Here is a 22,266-nt window from a genome sequence, read left to right on the forward strand (position 1 = left end):
AACATGGTTAGCCGGATTCCTGCAGAATTATTAAAGGAAGGTAAAGTCCCTTCTATAGCAGCAAAAATGAATCAGATTCGTTTACCTATCGTTGTTACATAAATAACAGGAGGTGACTTTTTGAAAACACCTATGAAACCGATCATCGCTGCCTCAGTATTAAGTGTGAGTTTAATCGCAGGATTCTCTTTTGCTTCCGCAGATAACGAAAAAGATGAATTGAAATCGGATAAAGTGACCTTCTTTGGGTCCCCAACTTCTGAGATTTCCAGTTCAGTTGCTGTACCTCAAAGTTATAACCGGATATTGTTTAGCGGTACAGTAGCCCCTCTTTTAAACAAGGATGGAAAAACCACTTATGAGAGGTATGGCAATACAGAAAAGCAGGCAATCGGAATTTTAGAGAAATTAGGAGCAGATCTGAAAACAAAAGGACTTTCCCTTGCTGATGTAACCTTTCTGCGTGTGTATGTCGCGCCAGATCCGAACAAAGGAGATGCACCAGACTATCAAGGTTGGTTCGATGCCTATGCTCAGTTCTTTAATACAAAAGAAAATCCAGTGAAAACTGCCCGTTCTACTGTAGGGGTGCAAAGTCTGGTTTCGCCGGATTTCCTCATTGAGATTGAAGCAGAAGTAGCCTATCAAAATAGCAGCAAGTCAAATAAATAGGCGATAGATGTGTATGGTCATGATTGAGCATATCGGGGTTCCAGGCACTTCGGAAAACCTTCGAATACCAAAAGAGACAGGAAGCTATTCCTGTCTCACAGACTGTACAATTTGAACGTTGTTTGGAACGTAGGGCAACTCGCTTTCCGCGGGAATCTCGTACCTTCCGTTCCAATCAACTTTTTTTAAAAATACAGATAGAACCCCTTTTGTCTACAAACTGAGAGAAGAACCAGTTCACCTTCAAATTTTCCTGTTATAAAAGTTCCAGCTGATTTCTGAAATTCGCTCCCTTTCCGCCGACTGTCTGCCAAGCCTCATCAAAGCAAGCGTCTGTGGGGTCTCGGCTAGCCAGTTTTTCGGCAGGAGTGTCGCATATTTCTTTAATCTAGAGAGGTTTTCATCATACAATTAAGCAAAAAATCATGTTGGAAAATCAAGTTTTCTTTTATATTCGGGGTGAAAGCATTCCGAACTTCTATTGTCTCTCGTTTGTTTTAATCAATCATGAAAATTCGTTCCATCCGTCACTTCTTTGACAATGCCTGCATTGATGACGAAGTCGCCGAAATGCTCTCCTTGCTGACGTTCTTTTGCATAACGGGAAAGAAGTACACGCAGCTCTTTTAATATCTCTTCTTCACCGATGTTTTCACGGTACATTTTACTTAATCGGCTTCCATCGAATGCAGCACCTAGATACATATTATATTTGCCAGGTGCCTTACCGATAAAACCAATTTCCCCAAGTGCATGCCGGGCACATCCATTCGGACAACCGGTCATGCGAATTGTGATTTCTTCGTTCCTCAGGCCGTTTTCATCAACGATGGTCTCGATTTTATCAAGCAGAACCGGCAAATAACGCTCTGCTTCGGCCATTGCCAACCCGCATGTTGGAAGCGCCACGCATGCAATCGAGCTGCGTCGGAGCGCCGAATGATGCGCACCATCCGTCAAACCGTATGTTTCAAGCAATTCTATGATCTTTTTCTTTTTCTGGCTTGACACATCTGCAATAATAAGGTTTTGATTGGCCGTCAAACGGAAATCACCCGTATGGATCTTTGCGATCTCGCGCAAACCGGTCATCAGCTTGTAATCATTGATATCGGCAATTCGGCCACCCTCGACAAATAGTGTAAAATGCCATTTTCCTTGCATTCCTTTTACCCAACCATAGCGGTCACCATTATTATCAAAATGATATGTTCTCTCTTCCTCCAGCTTCCAGCCTAAACGATTTTCCAGTTCAGCCTTTACCGCTTGGAGCCCAAGCCGGTCTACCGTATACTTGAACCGAGCATTTTTCCGTACGGATCGGTTCCCGTAATCTCGCTGAATCGTTATGATTTTTTCAGCCACATCCAGTATTTTGTCTGGCTGGCAAAAGCCGATTACCTTGGCTAGTTGAGGATATGTCGCCTTGTCACCGTGGCTCATTCCCATTCCTCCGCCGATCGCTACATTAAAACCAACGAGTTTTCCATTTTCAACAATTGCTATGAAGCCAAGATCCTGGGAGTAAACATCAATATCATTGGATGGTGGTACGGCAATGCCTATTTTAAACTTCCTTGGCAAATAAAGCTTTCCGTACATTGGTTCGACTTCCTCCACTTCAGGAGAACCAACCACTTTTTCTTCATCCAGCCAGATTTCATGGTACGCCCTTGTACGCGGCAATAGATAATCACTCAATTTTTTTGACCATTCATATACTTCAGAATGGATTTCGGATTGAAATGGAATCGAATTGCACATTACGTTCCGGTTTACATCTCCGCATGCAGCGATTGTATCCAGCATGGAAGCATGGATTTCCTGAATGGTTTTTTTCATATTCCATTTTAAAATACCATGCATTTGAAACGTCTGTCTTGTTGTCAATTTCAAAGTTCCGTTTCCGTATTTCTGAGCGAGGTCATCCATAACAAGCCATTGAGAAGGCTGTGCTACCCCGCCGGCCATACGGACACGCAACATAAACTGATAGGCAGGCTCAAGCTTTTGTTTTTGACGCTCATTGCGCAGATCCCGGTCATCCTGTAAATAGCTGCCGTGATGTTTCATTAATCGGTTGTCATCATCCGGAATACCGGCGCTGATCCGATCCTGCATCACTTTTCCAAGTGTACCTCGCAAATAATCGCTTTTTTCTTTAATTTGCTCAACATCACTGGGCGGGCCTTCTGGTGCTTTTAATAGTGTTTTCACCATGTTGTTATCTCCTTTTCATTCAAATTTCAGTACACATCACGTTGATAGCGTTTATTCTGTTGCATTTCTTCAAGATAAGCCTTCGCATCAGCATGGCTCATATTGCCTTCTTTTTCAATGATCTCAATAAGCGTATTATGCACATCATGTGCCATGTTTTTCTCGTCACCGCAAATGTATACAGCTGCACCTTCTTGAAGCCATTCGTATAATTCCCCGCTGTGCTCGCGCATCCGGTTTTGAACATACACTTTTTCATCAGTATCTCGTGAAAAGGCAACATCCATTTTCGTAAGTACACCTGTTTTCAACCACTTTTGCCATTCAGTCTGATAAAGGAAATCCGTCACGAAATGCTGATCGCCGTAAAAGAGCCACGTTTTTCCTGTCGCTTCAGCTTCTTCGCGATCCTGGATAAAGGATCTGAACGGAGCAATGCCCGTTCCCGGTCCAACCATGATAATTGGAGTGTCTGGGTTCTCCGGCTGCTTGAAGTTCTGGTTATGCTGAATGTAAACGGGCAGCGTATCCCCTGGCTGTAATCTGTCCGCACATAAAATGGAGCAGACACCGTTTCTTTCCCGTCCGTGACTTTCATACCGGACAGCTCCGATTGTCAAATGCACTTCATCCGGATATGCGGATAAGCTATTCGCAATCGAATATAGACGGGCTGGCATTTTCCGGAGTATCGATACGAACTCTTGCGCCGATTCGCCCCATGCGCCAAAATCACGGACAAAATCAAGCAAATCACGGCCTTCACGATATTCTTTTAACCTTTCTTCATTACCAGGCTCTAAAAGCTCCTTTAAATCCTCATTACCTGAAAGCTGTGCCGCTTGTTCAATGAGCGATTTTGTCAAAACCGTAATTTCAAAATCGGAGATGAGCGATTCCCTAAGCTGTCGAAGGTCTCCCTGCTTATTGACCTTCACGGTTTCTTCAGGGTCCCAATTGAGTTCCGTAAGAAGCATATCCACTAAATCCGAATCATTTTTCGGATAAACACCAAGGCTGTCACCAGGTTCGAATGTAAGACCTGAGCCCTCAAGAGATAACTCAAGATGATGTGTCTCTTTATTGGAGCCACGGCCGTTCAAATTTATATTTTCCAACACTTCCGCTTTAAACGGATTTGTTCTCGAATACGTTTGTTCACTTACTGAGGCTTTCGATGCGGGAACAGCAGCAATTGAACTGACTTCCCCTTCACTTAAACTAGAAAGTACTCCATCCAGCCATTCGCTAGCAGGCTCATCATAATCAAGGTCACAGTCCATTCTCGGAAATAAACGTGTCCCGCCAAGTTCCTCCAAGCGTTTATCGAATTGTTTTCCCGTTTCACAGAAAAACTCGTATGAGCTGTCTCCTAGCGCCAATACCGAAAAGCGGAGACCTTCAAGGCTTGGTGCCCTCCTGCCATGAAGGTACTCATGGAAGGACAATGTATTATCCGGAGGATCACCTTCTCCATGCGTGCTAACGGCAATCAGAAGATTTTTGACTTTTTTCAAATTGTTGACTTTAAAGTCACTCATGGATGAAATGGTAACCTGAAAGCCATTACCCTCAAGCTTACTCGCCGCCTTTTCTGCCAGCCCTTGAGCATTACCCGTCTGTGAACCAAAAAGGATGGTCACCTCTTTTGATATTGTCTTCCCGCCGCTTTGAGCTTCCAGTACCGGGGCGACGGCTGAACTGATATTCGAAACTGACAAAGATGCAGTCAGATAACCGCTCAACCAAATTTTTTGTGTTTCTGTCAAGCTTGGCAGTAGGCTGTTAAGGAGCTCTGCCTGCTCTTGATTAAAGGGACTGTTACTTACCTGAAGTTGCACGATTTCCACCTCACAAAGGGATATTAACTTATCTTAGTTGACTATTATGTATAACGAGTGGGTTTGATCATTTTTATATCCATAAATTAATTAACTCGTTTACTCCTATAGACCAAGTCGGTTTTAACTGCAAAAAAAATAGTCATATAGGTTCATAGCTCGCAACAAATAAAAAATAAGGTTATAAAGGACAATAGTCTTCCTCAGCCTATACTCTTCCTAAAATAAGTTTCTCATTAAAACTTTACTGGAAGTCACATCATTAGTAAAATATATATAATTTATTGTAACTATTAAGAATATTAATAATAAGGAGAAATTTCTATGTACTACGATGCTCTAAAAACATTCGTGACCCTTGTAGAGGTCAAGAATTTTACAAAAACAGCAGAAATGCTTCTTATGTCCCAACCAAGTGTAAGTTTACATATAAAAAAATTGGAGGAAGAGTTCCAAACGAAATTATTTCTCCGTTCTCCTAAATTCCTAAAAGTCACCTTGACGGGAGAAATTCTTTACGACCGGGCCAAGCAAATGATCACAATCTATGAACAGACCAGACAAGACATTCAGGAACACGATAGTTCAATCAAGGGCGAATTAAAGATAGGGGCAAGTTTTACAATAGGAGAGTATATCCTTCCTTCTTTACTCATCGACCTTCAAGAGGACTATCCTGAACTCGAACTTCAAGTCGTAATTGGAAACACGGAAGAAATCGTTCAAGCCGTTCGGCTATACAAAGTGGATATTGGCTTAATCGAGGGTCAAACTAATGAAAAAGAGCTTTCTGTCCACCCATTCATGCAAGACGAGCTATTCATTGTGTCTTCTAACAATCATGTACTCTCTAATAAAGAAGAAGTGGAGATTACTGATTTACATGACCAAGCATGGGTAACCAGGGAAGTTGGATCTGGTACTCGTGAATACCTTAATCACGTCATACGATCAAACGGATTGAAAATTAAATCGATACTCACGATAAGCAGTAATCAAGGAATTAAAGAAACACTTATAAAAAACGGCGCAGGGCTGGCTCTGCTTTCCCGAAGTGTAATTGAAAGGGATGTACAAAATAAAATCCTTTCTATTATTCAGGTAAAAAATGAATCCTTTAACAGGACACTTTCGTACGTCTATTCCCCAATTATGGAAGATAAAAAGAATGTCAAGACTTTTATAACTGAATTAAACAAAAAATGGCCCATGAAAGCAAAGCCGATAGGATGATCTTTGCGAAGATTGCTGTTATAAAGTTACAGACTGGGAAATCCGGGAGCACGCTGTTAACAGGTTGCTTATGTAACCAAAACGGGAAAAAGTTGCATTAAGTAAATTTCGACAATAAAGCCGAGGTTTGCCTACGTTAAGGAAATATACTTAATTAAGAAGTCTGAGTAAATCCCAACTTGTCTTTCTTATACACATTAACTTATAAACAATTGGGTATACGAATAACTAGAGCAATCTTTTTTGGCTTGATTTTTGTTTTCCTTGTATAGATAAAAATAATATCAATTTTGTATGGGAGCGGGTTTAATGAATATTGAGATTAAAGAAGCAGCGATTGAGCAACTATTAAAAGTGGATTATAAAGAGAATGAAGGTGTTCGTATCGAAGCCATTTATATTGGAAGCTGTTCGATTTATGTGGAACACGAATTGAAAATTGATAATAAGAATGAAGATGATGAGAGATTCATAATTAATGGGGTCCCCATCTTAATATCAAGTGAGTCTAAAAAGCATCTTCCAGATAAAGTCTTTCTTAACTACAGTGATGGACTTGGATACAAATTATATTCAGACGAAGAAACATTGAGATACAATCTACAGTTGAATAGAGTGGATTAAAAAATGAATATAGTAAAAAGCCCTTCTGTTTCAGTTGGGCTTTTTTGTGTTTATACTCAGGGAATTTATCATCGGCATTTACCTAGAGGGATTTTTATTTTCTCATAGGATAGCACTGCACTAATAGCCCCATTACCAGGAATGTATGCATTTAACTATTGTTTTTATCCATTCTATTTTTTATTACTGAATCGTTTCGAAGTTTTGCAAATAATAATGAATGAAAATTCAAAGAATTATAGTTATTATGCTTCCAACCTCCTGGACTCGAAGTACCGCTCCAACTTCCTTTTTACCCGCTGAAGTGCATTATCGATCGTCTTTTTTGGAACATTCAATTCCTTTGATATTTCAAAATAAGTTTTTCCTTCCAGGTACAAGTCCACAACACTAGTTTCCAACTCACTAAGGACTTCCGTTAAAATTAGCTCAATATCGCAAATTTCTTCTGATTTAATTAAGATCGTGACTGGGTCATTTTGTCTCTTTTCAGGGATTAGATCAATTAGGCACTGTTCCGACTCCCCTTGATTAGGCTTATACAATGAAACATAATTATTTAAGGGAGAGTGCTTTTGGCAAATAGCCGCTTTAACAGCCGTTATGATTTGTCTTGTAATACACAGTTCCGCAAATGATCTGAAAGATGACTTTTTGCAATTCTTGTAGTCCCGAATGGCCTTATATAGTCCAATCATCCCTTCCTGATAGACGTCTTCCTTATCTCCACCCGTTAAAAAATACTTCAAAGCATTTGATTGAACGACACATCTGTATTTTTTAATTAAAAAGTCCAGTGCATCTTCATCACCATTATGGATTTTCCCAACCAACATTACATCTTCCATATGAGTATAGTTTTCCACTCGTTTCTTCTCGATGATTACACTCATTTATTTTCCCCCACTCACTTAATTGAGCCCCGACATAAAAGTTGCATTATCACTTCAATGTGTTAATTCAATATAATAATATCTCAGAAATGACGATAATGATATTCGCAAATAACGACATTTTTCAACAAAATACTGATATTTATAAGTCCTGCACTATATCTATACACTTTCAGTCAGCTTTAATTGATTTGGTAAAGATCTCGTCATTATAGTCGTTTTGTTTAACTCCTTATCATTGACGGATATAGTTGTGCCGATGGTTGTGGCAATTACGGTGGGGTTCAGGATATGGAAGCTTAATATAGCATAATTATAAATAATACTACTTAAGAACTATTCTGCAATAATGGTTTAACATAGCCTATTCAAAGGGAAAGACTGGAACCCATTCCACCTTTTACTTTTACATTTACTTCAATAGCTTTAATTAAAAAAAGGAAAATGCCATTTAAAACATCTTCTCTAATTAGCAGGTTTTATTTAAACCCTTCTTGACAAAATAAGAAAGCACCCTTCAAAGGATGCTTTAACATATTATTTAACTCGGTTATAAAATTGAAACTGGGATTTAATTATTCGCTAATGGCCCCGTTAGTTAAGGTCATTACTTAAGCATGCATAAGTTATTAAAGTGGTGGACTCTCCACACCTAGATGAATCCAATCTTCTTTTGGCGGTCCATATACCCCATAAGGTTTTATTCCTGCTTGACGCATCAGAACCGTAGCTTGTCCGCGATGATGAACAATATGCTTGATTAGCCCCATAAGGATGGAAGCATTTGTTTCCTGTCTACCAAACGCTTCTTGTATTTGCTCTAGGGATGCGTCCGTCCATTGTTGTTCAATTATTTTGGCTGCGTGAGAACTTACATTTTTAAAAGTGATAGCAATTTCCTGTGCTGAAGATGGGACGTTTTCCGAACTTTCTATCCGGTCTATCTTTAACCCGAAATGAGCTAGATAATCTGGAATATTCGTAGTGAAATGCCAGGCAATTCTTCCTAAAGTGCGACCTTCGAGATACACTTGTTGTTCTAATGAATCATCTGTCAAACTATCCAAAACATTCTGAGTCAGTATGGCTTCTTTATTCCATTCTTTAATAAAATCCGAAATTGTACTATACATATAATACCTCCCCTATTCCGTTAGATAATTACTTTCTCAAAGCACATTATAAAACATACGTTCCCTCATTACAAATTCCTTATTAATCATTTTATTTTGAGATTAAACTTTCAGTCTTTTTGAACGTCCATTGACTTTATATTTAAATGGATAACCAAGTTTAAATCGAATACTGGACGGTAAGTTTGTGACTGCAATTTTATGGACGTGGTACAAATCTTCCTACTACCAGCTATACACAACAAGAATCACTACTTAATAATAGTGGGTAATTATGTTATTAATATATTATAAATTCAGTGTTGGTTAGGAGATAAAGCCATGCAAAATAAGCTTAGTATAGGTCGTGCAGTAACGAGATTCGACAGCAGCGGTGAAACGGTATGGCATCCACATGAGTGCATCACACTGTCCGAAGCATTGAAAGCTTATACAGCCGGATCCGCTTATGGTTCTTTTAGAGATGAGGAGCTGGGTACATTAGAAGTAGGCAAACTTGCTGATATCATAGTATTAGAACGAAATCTCTTTGAAGTACCGGCAGAGGAAATCCCTAATACAAAGGTACAGCTAACGATCGTTGATGGAAAAGTTGTTTTTGATCATTCGACGACTCTAATCGATAAGTAAAATAGTCATTAAAAGAGGATTCTACAACTGTAGAATCCTCTTTTGACCATGGACAATTGTCTATCCGCTGCCAATGCGTTAGACATATGTTTTTCGCTTAATAACCATGCCTACTTTATTGAAAAATGTGAGATTAAGCCTCCTGCATGATCAGTACTTCAATTAAATAGAGAAGTATTGGCATATAAAGATGAAGCACCACCAGAGTGAACAAATAAGATGTTATCCTCCGGCTTAAATGTGCCTTTTTGTATTAAATCTACGAGTCCCGCTGCCGCTTTACCCGTATATACCGGATCCAGCAATATCCCTTCTGTTCTTGCCATGAGCTTGACTGCTTCCACCATTTCAGGTGTAGGCAGAGCATAACCCGGCCCGACATACTCATCAAAACATGTAACAGCTTCACGAGGAATTGAATTTGGAATGCCGATATGTGTTAAAGTTTCTTTAACAAGCTGAAAAACTTTCTCTTCTTGTTCCGCTTTTCCTCTGCTTACGTTTATTCCAATTACTGATACTCCACTTTGATTTCCATGAAATCCTGCCACCAAGCCAGCATGCATTCCCCCACTGCCGCTTACACAAATAACTGCTTTCAAATCAATTCCTTGCTCAAAGGACTGTGCCAAGATCTCCTGAGCACATGCAACATATCCGGTTGCACCAATGACATTGGATCCCCCAACCGGAATGATGTAAGGTCGGTGTCCTTTCTCTGTTACCTCTTTAGCCACTTTCTGCATTTCTTGCATTAAGTCCGCTCCATTAGGTACAACTATAATTTGTTCAGCCCCCAATAAATGATAGAGAAAATAGTTACCGTTAAAATCCGGCTCTGAATTTTTTGAAAGTCCCTCTTCCAAAACAAGGATGCATTTCATTTTCTCTTTAACCGCAGCAGCCAGTGTCAAGCGGCAATGATTTGACTGAATTCCTCCACATGTAATCAACGTATCCGCACCTTTTTCCAATGCATCGGCAACAAGGAATTCCAGTTTTCTTGTTTTATTTCCCCCAGCCGTCAAACCAAGCATATCATCTCGTTTAACGTAAATGGATGGTCCCCCAAGAACCTCAGAAAAATGACCTAATTTCTCAATTGGTGTATATGTCGGTGTATATCGCTTTCTAGGAAATTGTGCTAAATTCATTTTAAAACTCCTCCTGTATCCTCTATGTAGTATATTAAAGAAAATATCAATCTGATGTATTCTTTACTTTAGTATAAGCTTCGATTTCAATCATAGCATCTTTATGTAATCGAGCAACATGAATCTCACCTCTTGTATGGTTATCTGTAAAAAGAATCCCCATATACATCATTCATCACGGCAATGTTACCAATATAAACCGATGATAATAAAACAACTGTGAGCTTCCTCTTACTTTATGACACCCTTGGTTCCCCAAAAGTATCAGCAGTTCCCCAATTTCAGCATGGATGGGGATTCCATGAATTTTATCCCCTGCCAATATGTAAAGATAGCCTTGTGAGAGTCTTTAGCAATAATAGTTTCATCCATCCAATTGAATTGTATAAATAATCAAAAGTATGAAGCATTGAAATGACTTAAATCGGTTTAAGATAAAATAAATACACTTGTATATAATTGGATTTTAGAAAGGAGCACCATGGAAACCAATCACTATCAATTTATTACTGATCAAATAGAACATTATTCTTCTAAGCCCTTAAGGGAGCAATATTTTTTGTTATCAAAAATGCGATCATTGAAGGGATATTTTTGCCTGGAGACCGTTTAACGAAAGATGATATCGCCCAGCAATTCAATTGTAGCCGTACACCGGTTCGTGAAGCTTTGAGGAATTGGAACAGGAAAATTTGCTTCAGGTGAAACCTGGTATAGGGATGGTCATATCCAATGTGGATATTGAACTTTTACAGCAGGAATTGGAATTCAGGAAAATGCTCGAAAACTATTCGATATAAAAGCTTGTGAAGGAATTACGGAAGAGGAATTTAAAAAACTGGAATGGGCAACGGATAAACTGCAACAGGCAATTAATAGTAATGAACGAATAGCGGCAAGCCGTGCGAACATTGAATTTCACCGCTTATTATATTCTTACTCGAGAAATAACTTTCTCCAAAGGACTACGGATTCATTATGGCTTTCTTTTCGAATTTCCTTTTTATCCGCCCGTAATGAAGATGTTACAATGGTTGATAAATCTTGGTATGAGGAACGAAACAACGAGCACTTACAGGTAATCCATGCCATTCGTGACAAAGATGCAGAAAAAGCAATAAAGGTCAATACGATCCATATCCAAATGATATTACCTAGATTACATAAAGCCTGTATCACAATAAAATTTAATAAATGGGTTCCTTTTTGTGTTTTTTAATAATATTAATATTATGAATTATTTTTCATTTCCCCATTTGTTGTTAAATTTTTCACTTTTATTCCAACCGTACAAGGCCATGGTTGAAGTCCCCTTCCTGCCCATTGCCTTGTATACTTTTTACGTTTTCACTACTAGTAAGTTAATCAGCTGATTAGGTGGAAAAATTGCTAGGTTTTGATTTAATGACCTGCGGAGTTCATTATTTTAAATTATGTAAGTTCCAAATGCCCAGACAATTGCATCCAGAACACCTTTTGATGATCAATTGGTACATGTTTACTCATCAAAACGTTCTAGCAATTCAATAATGACTTTATATGTCGATGTTGTATCCATATAGGCATAACGGCCTTTTCCGTTAAAAAAGTTACCTGTCTGTATGACCGGATAGCCCATTTCTTCTAACATCTTCATTTTAGCCTCCATGTCTTTAACGACAAAAGAGATATGGTGAACACCCTCACCATATGTTTCAAGATGGTCTTTCCACGTACTGGGTGATTCACCCGGCTCGATTAATTCAATTTGAATTAACGGCGTATCGATGAACATATATTTTGACTTACCTTCAGTGGGCTTCCCTTTGTAAATCACGTTTGTAATATCGGTTGAACCAGAATGGATGATTTGAGGTTTTTCAATCCCCAACAACTTACAATATGCTTCTGCAGCCGCATCGAGGTCTTTTACAACTAACGCAATCTGTTCCACTTTGTTAGTCCCTATTAGCGGCTGAACGCTAGCATCTTCTGGTCTTTCCCATTCCGTTTCTCTCGGCTCCGCACTTTCAAGCATTTCAATTAACGTTTTGTGATCATTTAGTGTATCCACATATACATATCGGCCGTCACTTGAAGTGAATTCTCCCGTTTGCAAAGCTGGGTATCCACTTTTCTCCATTATTGGCAGCCTTTTTTGGATAGAGTCTACATCAAAAGCAATATGGTGAATCCCTTCACCTACTTCATCCAGGAACTCACGCATCGTTCCTGGATTTTTATCGGGTTCTATTAGTTCAAATTGGACGGTTGGTGTATTCAGAAAAGCCAGTTTGGATTGTGATTCCGTTGGTACACCTCTAAAGGTGACTTTCGAAACAGAACTGTCACCAGTTAGAAACGGTTCTGCCTTCTTAATGCCCAGCAATCTTGTGAAAGCTAGATTAACAGCATCAATATCATTTACAACAAATGCGAGTTGATTAATGATCCTATTGCCCAATAGTGATTCAGTCATACCTATAAACCTTCTTCCGGTAGTTTATTTTGTTATGAACTCAACCTAATCCGCGAACTGACAATCCTCCATCACTGGAGATGACTTCGCCGGTGATGGCACGAGCAGCGTCAGATGCTAACAGGACATAAGCAGCTACATGATCTTCGGGCATCTGTGCAAGCTGAAGAGGGTTTCTTTTTTTAATGCTATTGGCCTTCGTTTCATTATCCACGATTTTAACGAATGGACGTAGGGGAGGAATGACCGATAATGCTGTCAGAGTGCCACCAGGCGCTACAGCATTCACCCTTATGTCAGGAGCAAGTTCAAAAGCAAGTTGGCGCATCAGCCCTATTTGGGCATGCTTGCTTGCTGTGTACCAAACCCCGCCGCCATCCGGATAGAAACTAGCACCGGATACGGTGAAAATAATATTGCCATTCGATTTTTGCAGTTCTTTAAGAGCGGCTTTAGCACCAAAGAAAGATCCTTTAACGTTAATATCGATCAGAAAATCAAATGCTTCTGAAAGTGCATCTGGCGTTACGTCGGCAAATTTTGCAAATCCATCAAAGACTCCTGCATTGGCAACGAAAACATCCAGCTTTCCAAATTGCTTGACAGTGGCCTGAACAGCCCTCTCATTGTCTTCATATTTACTTACATCACCTTGGTTAATGAGGATTTCTTCACCAAATTCCTCTTTCATTTTATTTAGCGTTTCTATCGAGCGTCCGATAATGCTGACTTTTGCCCCTTCTTGTATAAAACGTCTAGTGACAGCCTCTCCTATACCTGAATTGCCTCCAGTAATCAACACTACTTTATCCTTTAACGCCATTGCCATTGTAACCAGCCTCCTTGTTATCTCTTTTTATTCAAGTCAATATTATACGAAGATAGCAAGATTTCTGGTATTTATCGTTGATTGATCAACAATGAATATCCGTTTTGAAAGTTTCCATTTACCTTCTTCGAAAATGAATTCATCATTTCGTTCCCCTGAAATCAAATCATGCTGAATATCCGTGCTGCGGCTCCGATAGATAAGCAGATAGCTCTTGACGACTGCCTTTTCACCTTCAACATAGTCTTTAACGCGTACATTTGAGACAAAACGCCGTGTTCTTGATGGCGGTATTTCCGCCCATGCATAATCCGTTTTCAAACGATCCACTCGCAGTTTCAGCAGCTCAATATCATCATTAAATGTAAACATTTCCGTTGAATAATCCGGGCGTTCCACCCCTTCTTTATTAACACGTACAGGCATTTGATAGCGTAAGCTCGAGTGCATTAAATCGAACCAATCATCAAATTCAATATCATCCAATAATTGAGCTTCATCATACAGCCACTGTTCAAATTCACATTTGAGCAACATTTTCTCCACATTCATTTCCGTTCCCCCCTCCCACTTATCATTTCGTCATCAATTCAAGCCAGTATTTGTAAAAATTCCTTTGGCTCGCTTCAGTGAATTTATCATCGTATGCAACACCAGGTCCTATAAAATCAACTGGTTCACGATGAAGACCCATTGTATAATTGTAGGTTAGATTCTTTAGGAAAGGCATTGGGCCTTGGGCTGCTTCAGTAATATCCGTAAAAACTTCCGTATCATCCTGTTCAAAAATACCGGATGGACTAAAAGTCAAGATAAATGAATCTCTTGATCTATCTTTCCAATCTTGGGAGGCGTTCTTTTCCACGAGCATCCAAGCGATCACTTCCATTTTATTGTGACCGATTGGCCGCCACATCCTTATTGAAGTGTTGGAGATGAATTGGTCTTTGATTTTTGTATGGGATATTAAAAATGATAAGTTAGGGAAGACATTCCCAATCATATTCTTTAAGTTTGATAACACTCCATATTGTTCTTCAGACAAATTAGTTTTAAATTCATCTTTCAATTCTTCCGGGAAAGCGAAGTCAGGATTAGGTGTCCCTAAGTTTAGTCCATGCCCGTTATCCGTATGGATTTGAAAACCGCGCTTTGAATAGGTAGCATTGGGCACCATGCCCAGTTTTGCAATGGATCCGTGTGTGACCATCGTATGATAGGAATCACCAACAAAGTTATCGGAACCAACTTTCCAGTTGGAATTAACAACGAATCTTTGCGGAACCCCGATCACTTCCATTTCTGCACGTCCTACAAGGATATCCAAATACCATTTAATGTCTCCAAGAAACTCTTCAAGTGGCTCTGCATCTTCATTCCAAGTTCCAAATAAAAGACCTTTATAGGATTCAAGCTTCACTTTGTGGAGTCCCATTTCCGAGCGGTCAAGGTTCCCCCCATATATGTCCTTTTGTAATGGCACTCCTACGAGCTCACCAGTGTTTTTAAAATTAAACCCATGGTAAGGGCACGTAAATAATGACTTGTTCCCTTTATCTGCACGGCATAGTTTCATTCCGCGATGGGTGCACATATTATAAAACGCCCTGATTTCCCCTTCAGCATCACGAGTTATGATGAGCGAGTAGCCAGCAAGTTCACGGGTCATGAAGTCTCCTTTGTTCGGTACTTCAGATTCATGACCGATAAAAACCCATGTTTTCAAAAACACTTTTTCATGTTCTATATCATAAACTTTTGGGTCTCCAAGGAGGTATGCAGGTATAACGCCTTCCTCTGGTTTAACCGTTTCGTTCAAATAGTTAACAACTTGCTGTTTCGACATTTCTTCTAAGGATTTTTCAGTTTTAAGCATACTTTTTCTCTCCCTTCCAAGCTTTACATCATAATGCATTACCCGATTTGAACGCTCTTTTCCTTATTTTGCAGAGTCGCCAAAACACTTAATGCCGCTAGATAACTCGTTTTCGGATTATTAGGCATCGGATCATTTTCCACTTCCAGTTTCAGTTTCCCGAACGAACCTGACGCTTCTATCAGGTGATTGTTTTTTAACACATTTGGATCGGCAATGATTTTCACTTTCGTCTTTTCTGATCCAAGACCAGCCATAGACAGCACAATCGCAACATTAATGTTTCTCGGAAACTGTTTTATCGCTTCTGCAGCAGATCCTTCAAATAATAACGTTTCTTCTGTCACTGAAGACCCTGCGGGCAATGCGTTTGGCGGTTTTCTTGTGGTGATGCAAACAGATTCAAGGCCATTCACCGCTTTTGCCGATTTAAGTAAATCGAGACCTCCAATCGCACCAGACGGAAGGAGAATATTCACGTTATTCAATTTACAAATCTGGTTTGATTGTTCTTCAAAGGCAGAATTCGCCATAACGCCAATGCTGCTTAGCAAGAGATCCTTCCCGCTTTTAAGCACTTTCAATGCATACTCTTCAGCTGCTTCAATCGTTGCAGCCTCTATGACTAAATCTACATCGGATTCAAGAAGTTCGTCGACATCACCATATGACTGTGTCCTGAATTCTTCTGCTAATTGTGAGGCAATTTCTTCACGGCGGGCATAAATCGCAACGATTCTCCCACCTGGAAGAAGCCCGTCGTTATTAATGGCCTGAAGCAGAAATTTTCCGATATTACCGCACCCTATTAAACCTAACTTCATGTAGTTTCATCCTTCCTCAATCAGCAAACCCGTATGAGTCCGCAAAGAATTCCAACCCGCAATGTCTTGTTTCCCGAGAAACACCGCTTTCTTTTAAGCCAGGGAAATCCAGGGCCAAGTCGCTGAAAACGGTATGATTATTATGGAAAACAGCACCAGCTTCAAGACGATCTGCCATTTCGACAGCGCTATCTTCATTCTCGGTCCAAACAGATGCACGCAGCGCAAACTCACTATCATTCGCTAATTTTACAGCTTCATCAATATCTTTGAAAGGTAAAATTGGAATGATGGGCCCGAATTGTTCCACTCGAACCAATTCGCTCTGCTGATTGACGCCAGTAATAATGGAAGGAAGCATATAATAACCTTTATCCCAAGTTTCCGGATTCAGCTGGATGCCGGTTGTGATTATATTTCCTCCTGACTTAGCGGTACGTTCGATCAAGCTATTCACAAAGTCATATTGTGCTTTATTATTCAATGGACCCATAGTTACATCAGGCTGAATGCCATCACCGATTACCATCCGGCTAAACTCTTTGGTCAGCTTCTCCACAACTTCATCATAACGTGATTCTTGGACATACACTCTTTTTACAGCAGAACAGACCTGACCCGCAGCTCGTAAAATCCCCATCCTCAAACGTTTGATAGCCGCTTCATCCATATTGGCATCTTCCAAAATGATGGCAGGATCATTGCCGCCAAGTTCCATATATACTTTTTGCAGATTTCCAGATGATTTCTGCATGATATCTTTCCCGGTTTCCGTACTTCCGACAAACGCCAATGTCCGTACGCGTGAATCGGTACATAGTGTGTCGCCGATTGCTTTTCCAGATCCTGAGACTATATTGATGACTCCTGGAGGAAAATGTTCGGCAACTACTTTTAAACAGGTCATGATCGTTAAGGGACAATTCGTTGCAGGTTTTACGACAACGGCATTGCCTGCCAAAACCGCAGGTATGACCCTTTTAAAGGTTAATATCATCGGAGAATTCCATGGTGTGATTATTGCCGTGACACCTCTTGCCCTTCTTCGGATTTGGACTTTTTGTTTTCCTGGGAGGACTTCAGGCTTCCACCAATCAAGTAACTCTGCTGCACAGCCCTTCATGACTTCAACACAGCGCAATAAATCCTTTTTAGCTTCAACAAGTGTTTTGCCATTTTCACGTACAAACACTGTAACATTTTCCTCGATAACTTTTGAAAGCTCTTCTGCCGCAGTATTCATACGGGTTGCCCGTTCCCCGATATCAGAGCGGGACCACGTATCAAAAGCATTTTCCGCCGCTTCAATTGCGTCATTCACGATTTCTTCAGAGCATTTTGCCACCTGGCCAACTACTTCCGATGTATTTGCCGGATTCACTACATCGACTTTTTCCGGTAATTCTCTCCATTCTCCATTAACTAGATATTTTCCTGAAACAAATAGGTATGTCGAAATCATTCTCAATCCTCCTTATAGTTTTTTTGGCTTGAATGCTTCTGCAGCTCCTGGCGGTCCGCCAAATGGCTTGGCCATTGGCCCCACAGCTTCCATATCAACAACGATCATTGAAGGTTTACGTCTTTCCTTAGCCTTTTTCAGTTCGGATATGAATTCATCTCCAGAACCAATACGCACCGCTTCAAAATGCATGGACTCAGCCAGTTTCACAAAATCAGGGCTCAATAAATCCACGGCTACCTGCCGGCCATATGCGGCTGTTTGAATATTGCGAAGAACCCCATACCCTGAGTCATCGAATAATACGATAATAACTGGTAAGTTTTCTTCGGCTGCCGTAACCATTTCCCCGACGTTAACCATGAACCCACCATCTCCAGCCATAAGAACGACGGTTTTATCTTGACAACCCATTTGGGCACCGATTGCTGTTGGAAGACCTTGACCAATTCCTCCCCCTGATGCATGAATGGATGTTCTCGGTTTATAGATTTCAAATAAACGGCTGCCCCAAACGTTTGCCTGAACGGTTACATCACGGACTAGAATAGTATCGTCTGGTAATATATCCCTCATGCCATCCACAAATTGCTCATAAGGTCCAAGCGTTTCCCTGAGTTGGGCACGTACTTCATTCCTAAGCGAAAGAACTTCTTGTAAATAAGATGGCTCCGCATGAACTGAATGTTCTTCAAGCTTTTCAATGACGGCAGCAAGCATATCTTTTGCATCGCCAACCAATCCTAACGTGGCTTTATAGTTCCGGTTAATGGCCTGCCAATCCGCATCGATCGCTATATGTTCTTGTGGCACCGGCACTTTCCAGTTGGATGTTTCATTCCCCCTAAACCTAACACCTACGCTAATCAATAAATCTGCATTTCTTAAAAACTCTTTAGTTGTTTCATATGCCGCAAAATGTCCTATGCATTGTTCATGGTTTTCTGGAATCGAACCTTTTCCTGACTGACTGGTTATAACCGCTGCACCAAGGATTTCCGCTAATTTTTGCAGCTCTTGCGAAGCATTGGCACTGATGACTCCACCACCGGCCCATATCACAGGACGGCGTGCCCCCACCATTTTTTGCACAGCTTGTTCAGGAATGAATGGCAATGGATTTGTTTCAGATGTTGAAGCTCGTAGCCCTTCGAGTGAAAGATCTTCTATGATCGCCGATTGATAGTCGATGGGAATTTCCAATGTAACCGGGCCCGTTGGTGCAGTTAACGCTTCTTCGATTGCCTTCCTAACTACTGCTGCGGTTTGATCAGGGTTTCTAAGCCTCACTGCATTTTTACAAGCCCCGCTCATCATTGAAAGCTGGTCTTTACACTCATGTATGTATCCTTTTCCTGTACCAAGATAAGAAGAAGCCACCTCACCTGTAAGGTGAAGAAGGGGAACACCAGCTGCCCAAGCTTCCACCAAGGAACCAGCAGCATTTCCTGCCCCTGTTCCAGTACTGGTAATCACTACACCCAATTTCCCAGTGGCGCGGGCATATCCATCAGCCATGTTTACGGCACCGCTCTCACCGCGTGAACATATGAGTTTGATGCTCCCTTCTCTAAGAATTGCATCATAGATGGGCATATTGTGAATGCTGACAATCCCGAAAGCTGCTTCCACTCCTGCTTGAACAAGCTCCTTTACGATGGAATCGGCGGTCGTAAACTCTATTTCTTCTTTTATTTTCATCGCGTTATCCTACCTTTTTTAGTAATATATTTATAGTGCCTTTCCAATCGCTCCTGCCGTCTCAATCGTCGAACCCGCTACATAACTTGCTTTGTCTGAAGCAAGGAAAACAATGACACTGGCCACTTCTTCCGCTTCGCCTACGCGGCCGAGGGGGATATTCCGTTTTTTCGCAAGGTCCCCGTAATACTCTTCAGGGTCCATATCAGGCGCATTTTTCAATCTTCTTCGCTCCCATTGATCAGTCCGGATCAATCCAAGACTCACTGAATTGACCAATATATTGTCAAAGGCCAATTCCTGGGACAAGGTTTTGCTTAAATTAAGGAGGCCAGCCCTTGCTGCTGCAGTCGCTACCATATGACGTTCAGGTTCTTTAGCAAGCGTCGCATTAATATTAATAATCCGCCCTCCTCCCCTTTTCACTAAATGAGGATGCGAAGCACGAACTGCATATATGATGGCAAAGAACTTTAACTGAATCTGTTCTTCCCACTGCTCATCCGTTATGTCAAAAAAGTGACCCATCACGCTTTGACCGGCTGCATTCACCAATATATCGATTCCGCCAAACCTCTCAGCGGTACCATTAATGAAAGAATCCACATCCGATTTTGAGGTGACATCACATGTTGATGCAAAAATATCTGCCTTTTCACCAAATGAGAGTAATTGACTTTGTGCACTTTCCATACGCTCAGCGCTTCTGCCGCAAATAGCCACTTTCGCTCCTTCAGCTAAAAACATTTCTGCTGTTTTTAATCCCACGCCCGACGTGCCGCCCATAATGACAGCCACTTTTCCTTGCAATCCTAAATCCACTCTCTTCACTCCTTTTCAAAGCCATTTTCCTCAAATGCTGTCCTTTAATCTACAAGAAGCTAACTACGCGCAAGAATCATGGGAGGAAATCAAAATCCTCCTCATTTTTCCGCCATGACAGAACCATCTATATGAGAATCAACCCATCCTGGATCGGGATCTCCTCCCATTGCTTTGCGGGCTTCAGGTTTCGGCGGCCCTGCAATCCCCCACTGATCCATTAAATGCGGAACCCGTTTCCATACACGTGCTCTCCACTCAGATTCATCTTCGATCGTTTCCAGATAACATGTATACTCCATAACAAAACCGCCTGGGTCTTGAAAATAACAGAAAATATTGTCTCCAGGCCCATGACGCCCAGGTCCCCAAAGTTCTGACAAGCCCGCTTTTCGGACATTGCTTATTCCTCGCATCAGTTCATCCACGGAATCGACTTCGTATGCGATATGATTGACTGACGCATGCTCATCTTGATTGAAGGCAATGGAGTGATGCTTCCTGTTGCACCGCAGGAATGACATTTGGTGCTCACTCCAATCAGTAACTTTAAAACCGAGTACGTCCGTATAAAACTCAACGATCATATCTAAGTTCTTCGTGTTCATTACAACATGATTCAATTTCACTGGATCAACATTTTTCTTGCTCCAAATAGACGTTTGCACTTCCACCCAAGCCGAAAGCTCGATCACGCGGTTTTCCGGATCAATAAACCGAAGGCCATAACCTGCACCTGCTTCATCCAAATATCCAGGCGGTTCAATAATTCGAACGCCCTTCGATTGTAATATCCCTGCTGCACGGTCCACCGCATTTTTATCGACCATGCCAAAAGCTATATGGTGCAACCCTCGTTTTTCTCCCTTGTGAAGGCTAAGAATATGATGTTCCGGTCCAGCCCCCCGGAAATAAACCGTATTCTCCTCTTCCGGAACATCCACTTTATCCAGACCCCAAACCTTTTCATAAAACTCTGCTTGATCGTCGAAATTCGGAGTTATCATGCTTATATGTCGTAAATGAGTAATACCAAGCATTTTTTATACCTCCCATAATTTAGATTGCCCTTTTGATCATTCGCATTGGCCATATTTAACAATCTAATCGAAAAGGGCGCCTCATTAATTTTCATAATGCAGGTGCCCTTTCGGCTAAATGATCAATCTTTAATGATGGCTTCTCTTTCTTTAGAGCGTTGTTTACGCAGTTCTTCCAGTTCACTGCCTTCAGGATAAGTCGGTAAATTAGGCTTCACTGCCCCTAGCATCACGAGCATGCGTGCCTCTACATCCCCGTCATTCCTAATTCCGCGATAAACCCCTGGTGGGCTGCTTATGCAGTCTCTCGCACTTAATTTAATTTCATGCACTTCACTGTAGCTGTCCTCTTGAATTAATGCCGTGACTTCACCCTCAAGAATGAAAAACACTTCTTCAACATCGTCATGAAGATGCAAAGGACCGATACATCCCGGAGGAAGCACCATCGTACTTAAAGTGAAATGTTCACCTGCAATTACATTCGTATCGTTATTGGCAGTGGCACCACGTCCGATATATCTCATCTGTGCGCGTCTATAAGCGGAATCAATTTCTTCTTGGAACTTCAAGACATTCCAATCAAGAGTACGGTCTTTCAATCGGGCAACATATTTTTTTTCAAAATCCTTCACTGAGAAAGTTTCTTTTGTCATTTTAAAATTCCTCCCTTATTTGTTGTTTCTAAACCGAATTATGTTTCATAAGCAAAACATTGTTTTGTCTATGAATTAAGTCTAAAATGAAACCGCTTCATTGTCAATGAGTTTTTAGAATATTTAAAACTATTTTTATAATCCGAACGTTCACCACTATAGGAAAAACTTGTAACGATTTGCTTTTCTTAACACAAA

The 22,266-nt window shown here is 40.8% G+C and carries 22 protein-coding genes; 7 read left to right on the forward strand and 15 right to left on the reverse strand.

Annotated features, from left to right (window positions below; translation table 11 throughout):
* The first annotated feature begins 120 nt into the window (after positions 1-120).
* Positions 121-672 carry a Rid family hydrolase gene (locus LQ188_RS06670; RefSeq protein WP_230176364.1) on the forward strand — a complete coding sequence of 184 codons (552 nt, stop codon included), beginning with the start codon at positions 121-123 and terminating at the stop codon, positions 670-672.
* A 501-nt stretch (positions 673-1,173) separates the two neighbouring features.
* On the opposite strand, the gene cysI is transcribed toward LQ188_RS06670, so the two are convergent.
* Together cysI and LQ188_RS06680 are read right to left on the reverse strand one after the other, a co-directional pair.
* Positions 1,174-2,892 (reverse strand): assimilatory sulfite reductase (NADPH) hemoprotein subunit, encoded by a 1,719-nt coding sequence (gene cysI / locus LQ188_RS06675; protein ID WP_101221957.1) that lies wholly within the window; start codon positions 2,890-2,892, stop codon positions 1,174-1,176.
* Positions 2,893-2,918: 26 nt separating this feature from the next.
* Entirely contained in the window at positions 2,919-4,733 is a 1,815-nt protein-coding gene (locus LQ188_RS06680; RefSeq protein ID WP_101221956.1) for an assimilatory sulfite reductase (NADPH) flavoprotein subunit, read from the reverse strand.
* 324 nt (positions 4,734-5,057) lie between these two features.
* Here LQ188_RS06680 and LQ188_RS06685 point away from each other — a divergent pair, with 324 nt between their 5' ends.
* Complete coding sequence (locus tag LQ188_RS06685; RefSeq protein WP_101221955.1) at positions 5,058-5,966, forward strand: LysR family transcriptional regulator; 909 nt, start codon at positions 5,058-5,060, stop codon at positions 5,964-5,966.
* A gap of 309 nt (positions 5,967-6,275) precedes the next feature.
* The gene (locus LQ188_RS06690) at positions 6,276-6,590 is read left to right on the forward strand and encodes an iron-sulfur cluster biosynthesis family protein (protein ID WP_230176365.1); all 315 of its coding nucleotides are present in this window, start codon (positions 6,276-6,278) and stop codon (positions 6,588-6,590) included.
* A 245-nt stretch (positions 6,591-6,835) separates the two neighbouring features.
* On the opposite strand, the gene sigH is transcribed toward LQ188_RS06690, so the two are convergent.
* Together sigH and LQ188_RS06700 are read right to left on the reverse strand one after the other, a co-directional pair.
* Positions 6,836-7,483 (reverse strand): RNA polymerase sporulation sigma factor SigH, encoded by a 648-nt coding sequence (sigH, locus tag LQ188_RS06695; protein WP_230176366.1) that lies wholly within the window; start codon positions 7,481-7,483, stop codon positions 6,836-6,838.
* 629 nt (positions 7,484-8,112) lie between these two features.
* Positions 8,113-8,616, reverse strand: a complete 504-nt coding sequence (locus LQ188_RS06700; protein WP_230176367.1) for a DinB family protein — start codon at positions 8,614-8,616, stop codon at positions 8,113-8,115.
* Between the two features lie 321 nt (positions 8,617-8,937).
* On the opposite strand from LQ188_RS06700, the gene LQ188_RS06705 reads away from it, so the two are divergent.
* On the forward strand, positions 8,938-9,246 hold the full coding sequence (locus LQ188_RS06705) for an amidohydrolase family protein (protein WP_363320571.1): 309 nt from the start codon (positions 8,938-8,940) through the stop codon (positions 9,244-9,246).
* Between the two features lie 158 nt (positions 9,247-9,404).
* Here the strand turns inward: LQ188_RS06705 and LQ188_RS06710 are convergent, their stop codons facing one another.
* Positions 9,405-10,400, reverse strand: coding sequence for a D-cysteine desulfhydrase (locus LQ188_RS06710; protein WP_230176368.1), 996 nt, complete (start codon positions 10,398-10,400; stop codon positions 9,405-9,407).
* 594 nt (positions 10,401-10,994) lie between these two features.
* Between LQ188_RS06710 and LQ188_RS26960 the strand changes: the two genes are divergently transcribed.
* From LQ188_RS26960 to LQ188_RS26965, 3 genes are read left to right on the forward strand one after another with little or no spacing between them, the layout of a single operon-like run.
* Complete coding sequence (locus LQ188_RS26960; protein ID WP_363320572.1) at positions 10,995-11,105, forward strand: GntR family transcriptional regulator; 111 nt, start codon at positions 10,995-10,997, stop codon at positions 11,103-11,105.
* Entirely contained in the window at positions 11,078-11,200 is a 123-nt protein-coding gene (locus LQ188_RS26815) for a hypothetical protein (RefSeq protein ID WP_290370100.1), read from the forward strand. Before LQ188_RS26960 ends, LQ188_RS26815 begins: the two co-directional genes overlap by 28 nt.
* Before the next feature lie 14 nt (positions 11,201-11,214).
* Positions 11,215-11,619, forward strand: coding sequence for an FCD domain-containing protein (locus LQ188_RS26965; protein WP_363320583.1), 405 nt, complete (start codon positions 11,215-11,217; stop codon positions 11,617-11,619).
* A gap of 279 nt (positions 11,620-11,898) precedes the next feature.
* On the opposite strand, the gene LQ188_RS06715 is transcribed toward LQ188_RS26965, so the two are convergent.
* The 10 genes from LQ188_RS06715 to LQ188_RS06760 form a co-directional block, all read right to left on the reverse strand.
* A complete protein-coding gene (locus LQ188_RS06715; RefSeq protein WP_230176369.1) occupies positions 11,899-12,858 on the reverse strand; it encodes a VOC family protein in 960 nt (319 codons plus the stop codon).
* A 40-nt stretch (positions 12,859-12,898) separates the two neighbouring features.
* Positions 12,899-13,687, reverse strand: a complete 789-nt coding sequence (locus LQ188_RS06720; RefSeq protein ID WP_230176370.1) for an SDR family NAD(P)-dependent oxidoreductase — start codon at positions 13,685-13,687, stop codon at positions 12,899-12,901.
* Between the two features lie 42 nt (positions 13,688-13,729).
* Positions 13,730-14,239, reverse strand: a complete 510-nt coding sequence (locus tag LQ188_RS06725; protein ID WP_076371322.1) for an aromatic-ring-hydroxylating dioxygenase subunit beta — start codon at positions 14,237-14,239, stop codon at positions 13,730-13,732.
* Between the two features lie 22 nt (positions 14,240-14,261).
* On the reverse strand, positions 14,262-15,563 hold the full coding sequence (locus tag LQ188_RS06730) for an aromatic ring-hydroxylating dioxygenase subunit alpha (protein ID WP_230176371.1): 1,302 nt from the start codon (positions 15,561-15,563) through the stop codon (positions 14,262-14,264).
* Positions 15,564-15,601: 38 nt separating this feature from the next.
* The gene (nadX, locus tag LQ188_RS06735; protein ID WP_101221936.1) at positions 15,602-16,387 is read right to left on the reverse strand and encodes an aspartate dehydrogenase; all 786 of its coding nucleotides are present in this window, start codon (positions 16,385-16,387) and stop codon (positions 15,602-15,604) included.
* Positions 16,388-16,403: 16 nt separating this feature from the next.
* Positions 16,404-17,849 (reverse strand): aldehyde dehydrogenase family protein, encoded by a 1,446-nt coding sequence (locus LQ188_RS06740; RefSeq protein WP_230176372.1) that lies wholly within the window; start codon positions 17,847-17,849, stop codon positions 16,404-16,406.
* A 12-nt stretch (positions 17,850-17,861) separates the two neighbouring features.
* Positions 17,862-19,550, reverse strand: a complete 1,689-nt coding sequence (locus tag LQ188_RS06745) for a thiamine pyrophosphate-binding protein (protein ID WP_230176373.1) — start codon at positions 19,548-19,550, stop codon at positions 17,862-17,864.
* Positions 19,551-19,580: 30 nt separating this feature from the next.
* A complete protein-coding gene (locus LQ188_RS06750) occupies positions 19,581-20,372 on the reverse strand; it encodes an SDR family oxidoreductase (protein ID WP_101221933.1) in 792 nt (263 codons plus the stop codon).
* A 101-nt stretch (positions 20,373-20,473) separates the two neighbouring features.
* A complete protein-coding gene (locus LQ188_RS06755; RefSeq protein WP_101221932.1) occupies positions 20,474-21,412 on the reverse strand; it encodes a VOC family protein in 939 nt (312 codons plus the stop codon).
* A 122-nt stretch (positions 21,413-21,534) separates the two neighbouring features.
* Positions 21,535-22,068 (reverse strand): cupin domain-containing protein, encoded by a 534-nt coding sequence (locus LQ188_RS06760; protein ID WP_230176374.1) that lies wholly within the window; start codon positions 22,066-22,068, stop codon positions 21,535-21,537.
* Positions 22,069-22,266: the final 198 nt, after the last annotated feature.

Source organism: Peribacillus sp. Bi134 (assembly GCF_918698065.1).
Taxonomy (GTDB): Bacteria; Bacillota; Bacilli; order Bacillales; family DSM-1321; genus Peribacillus.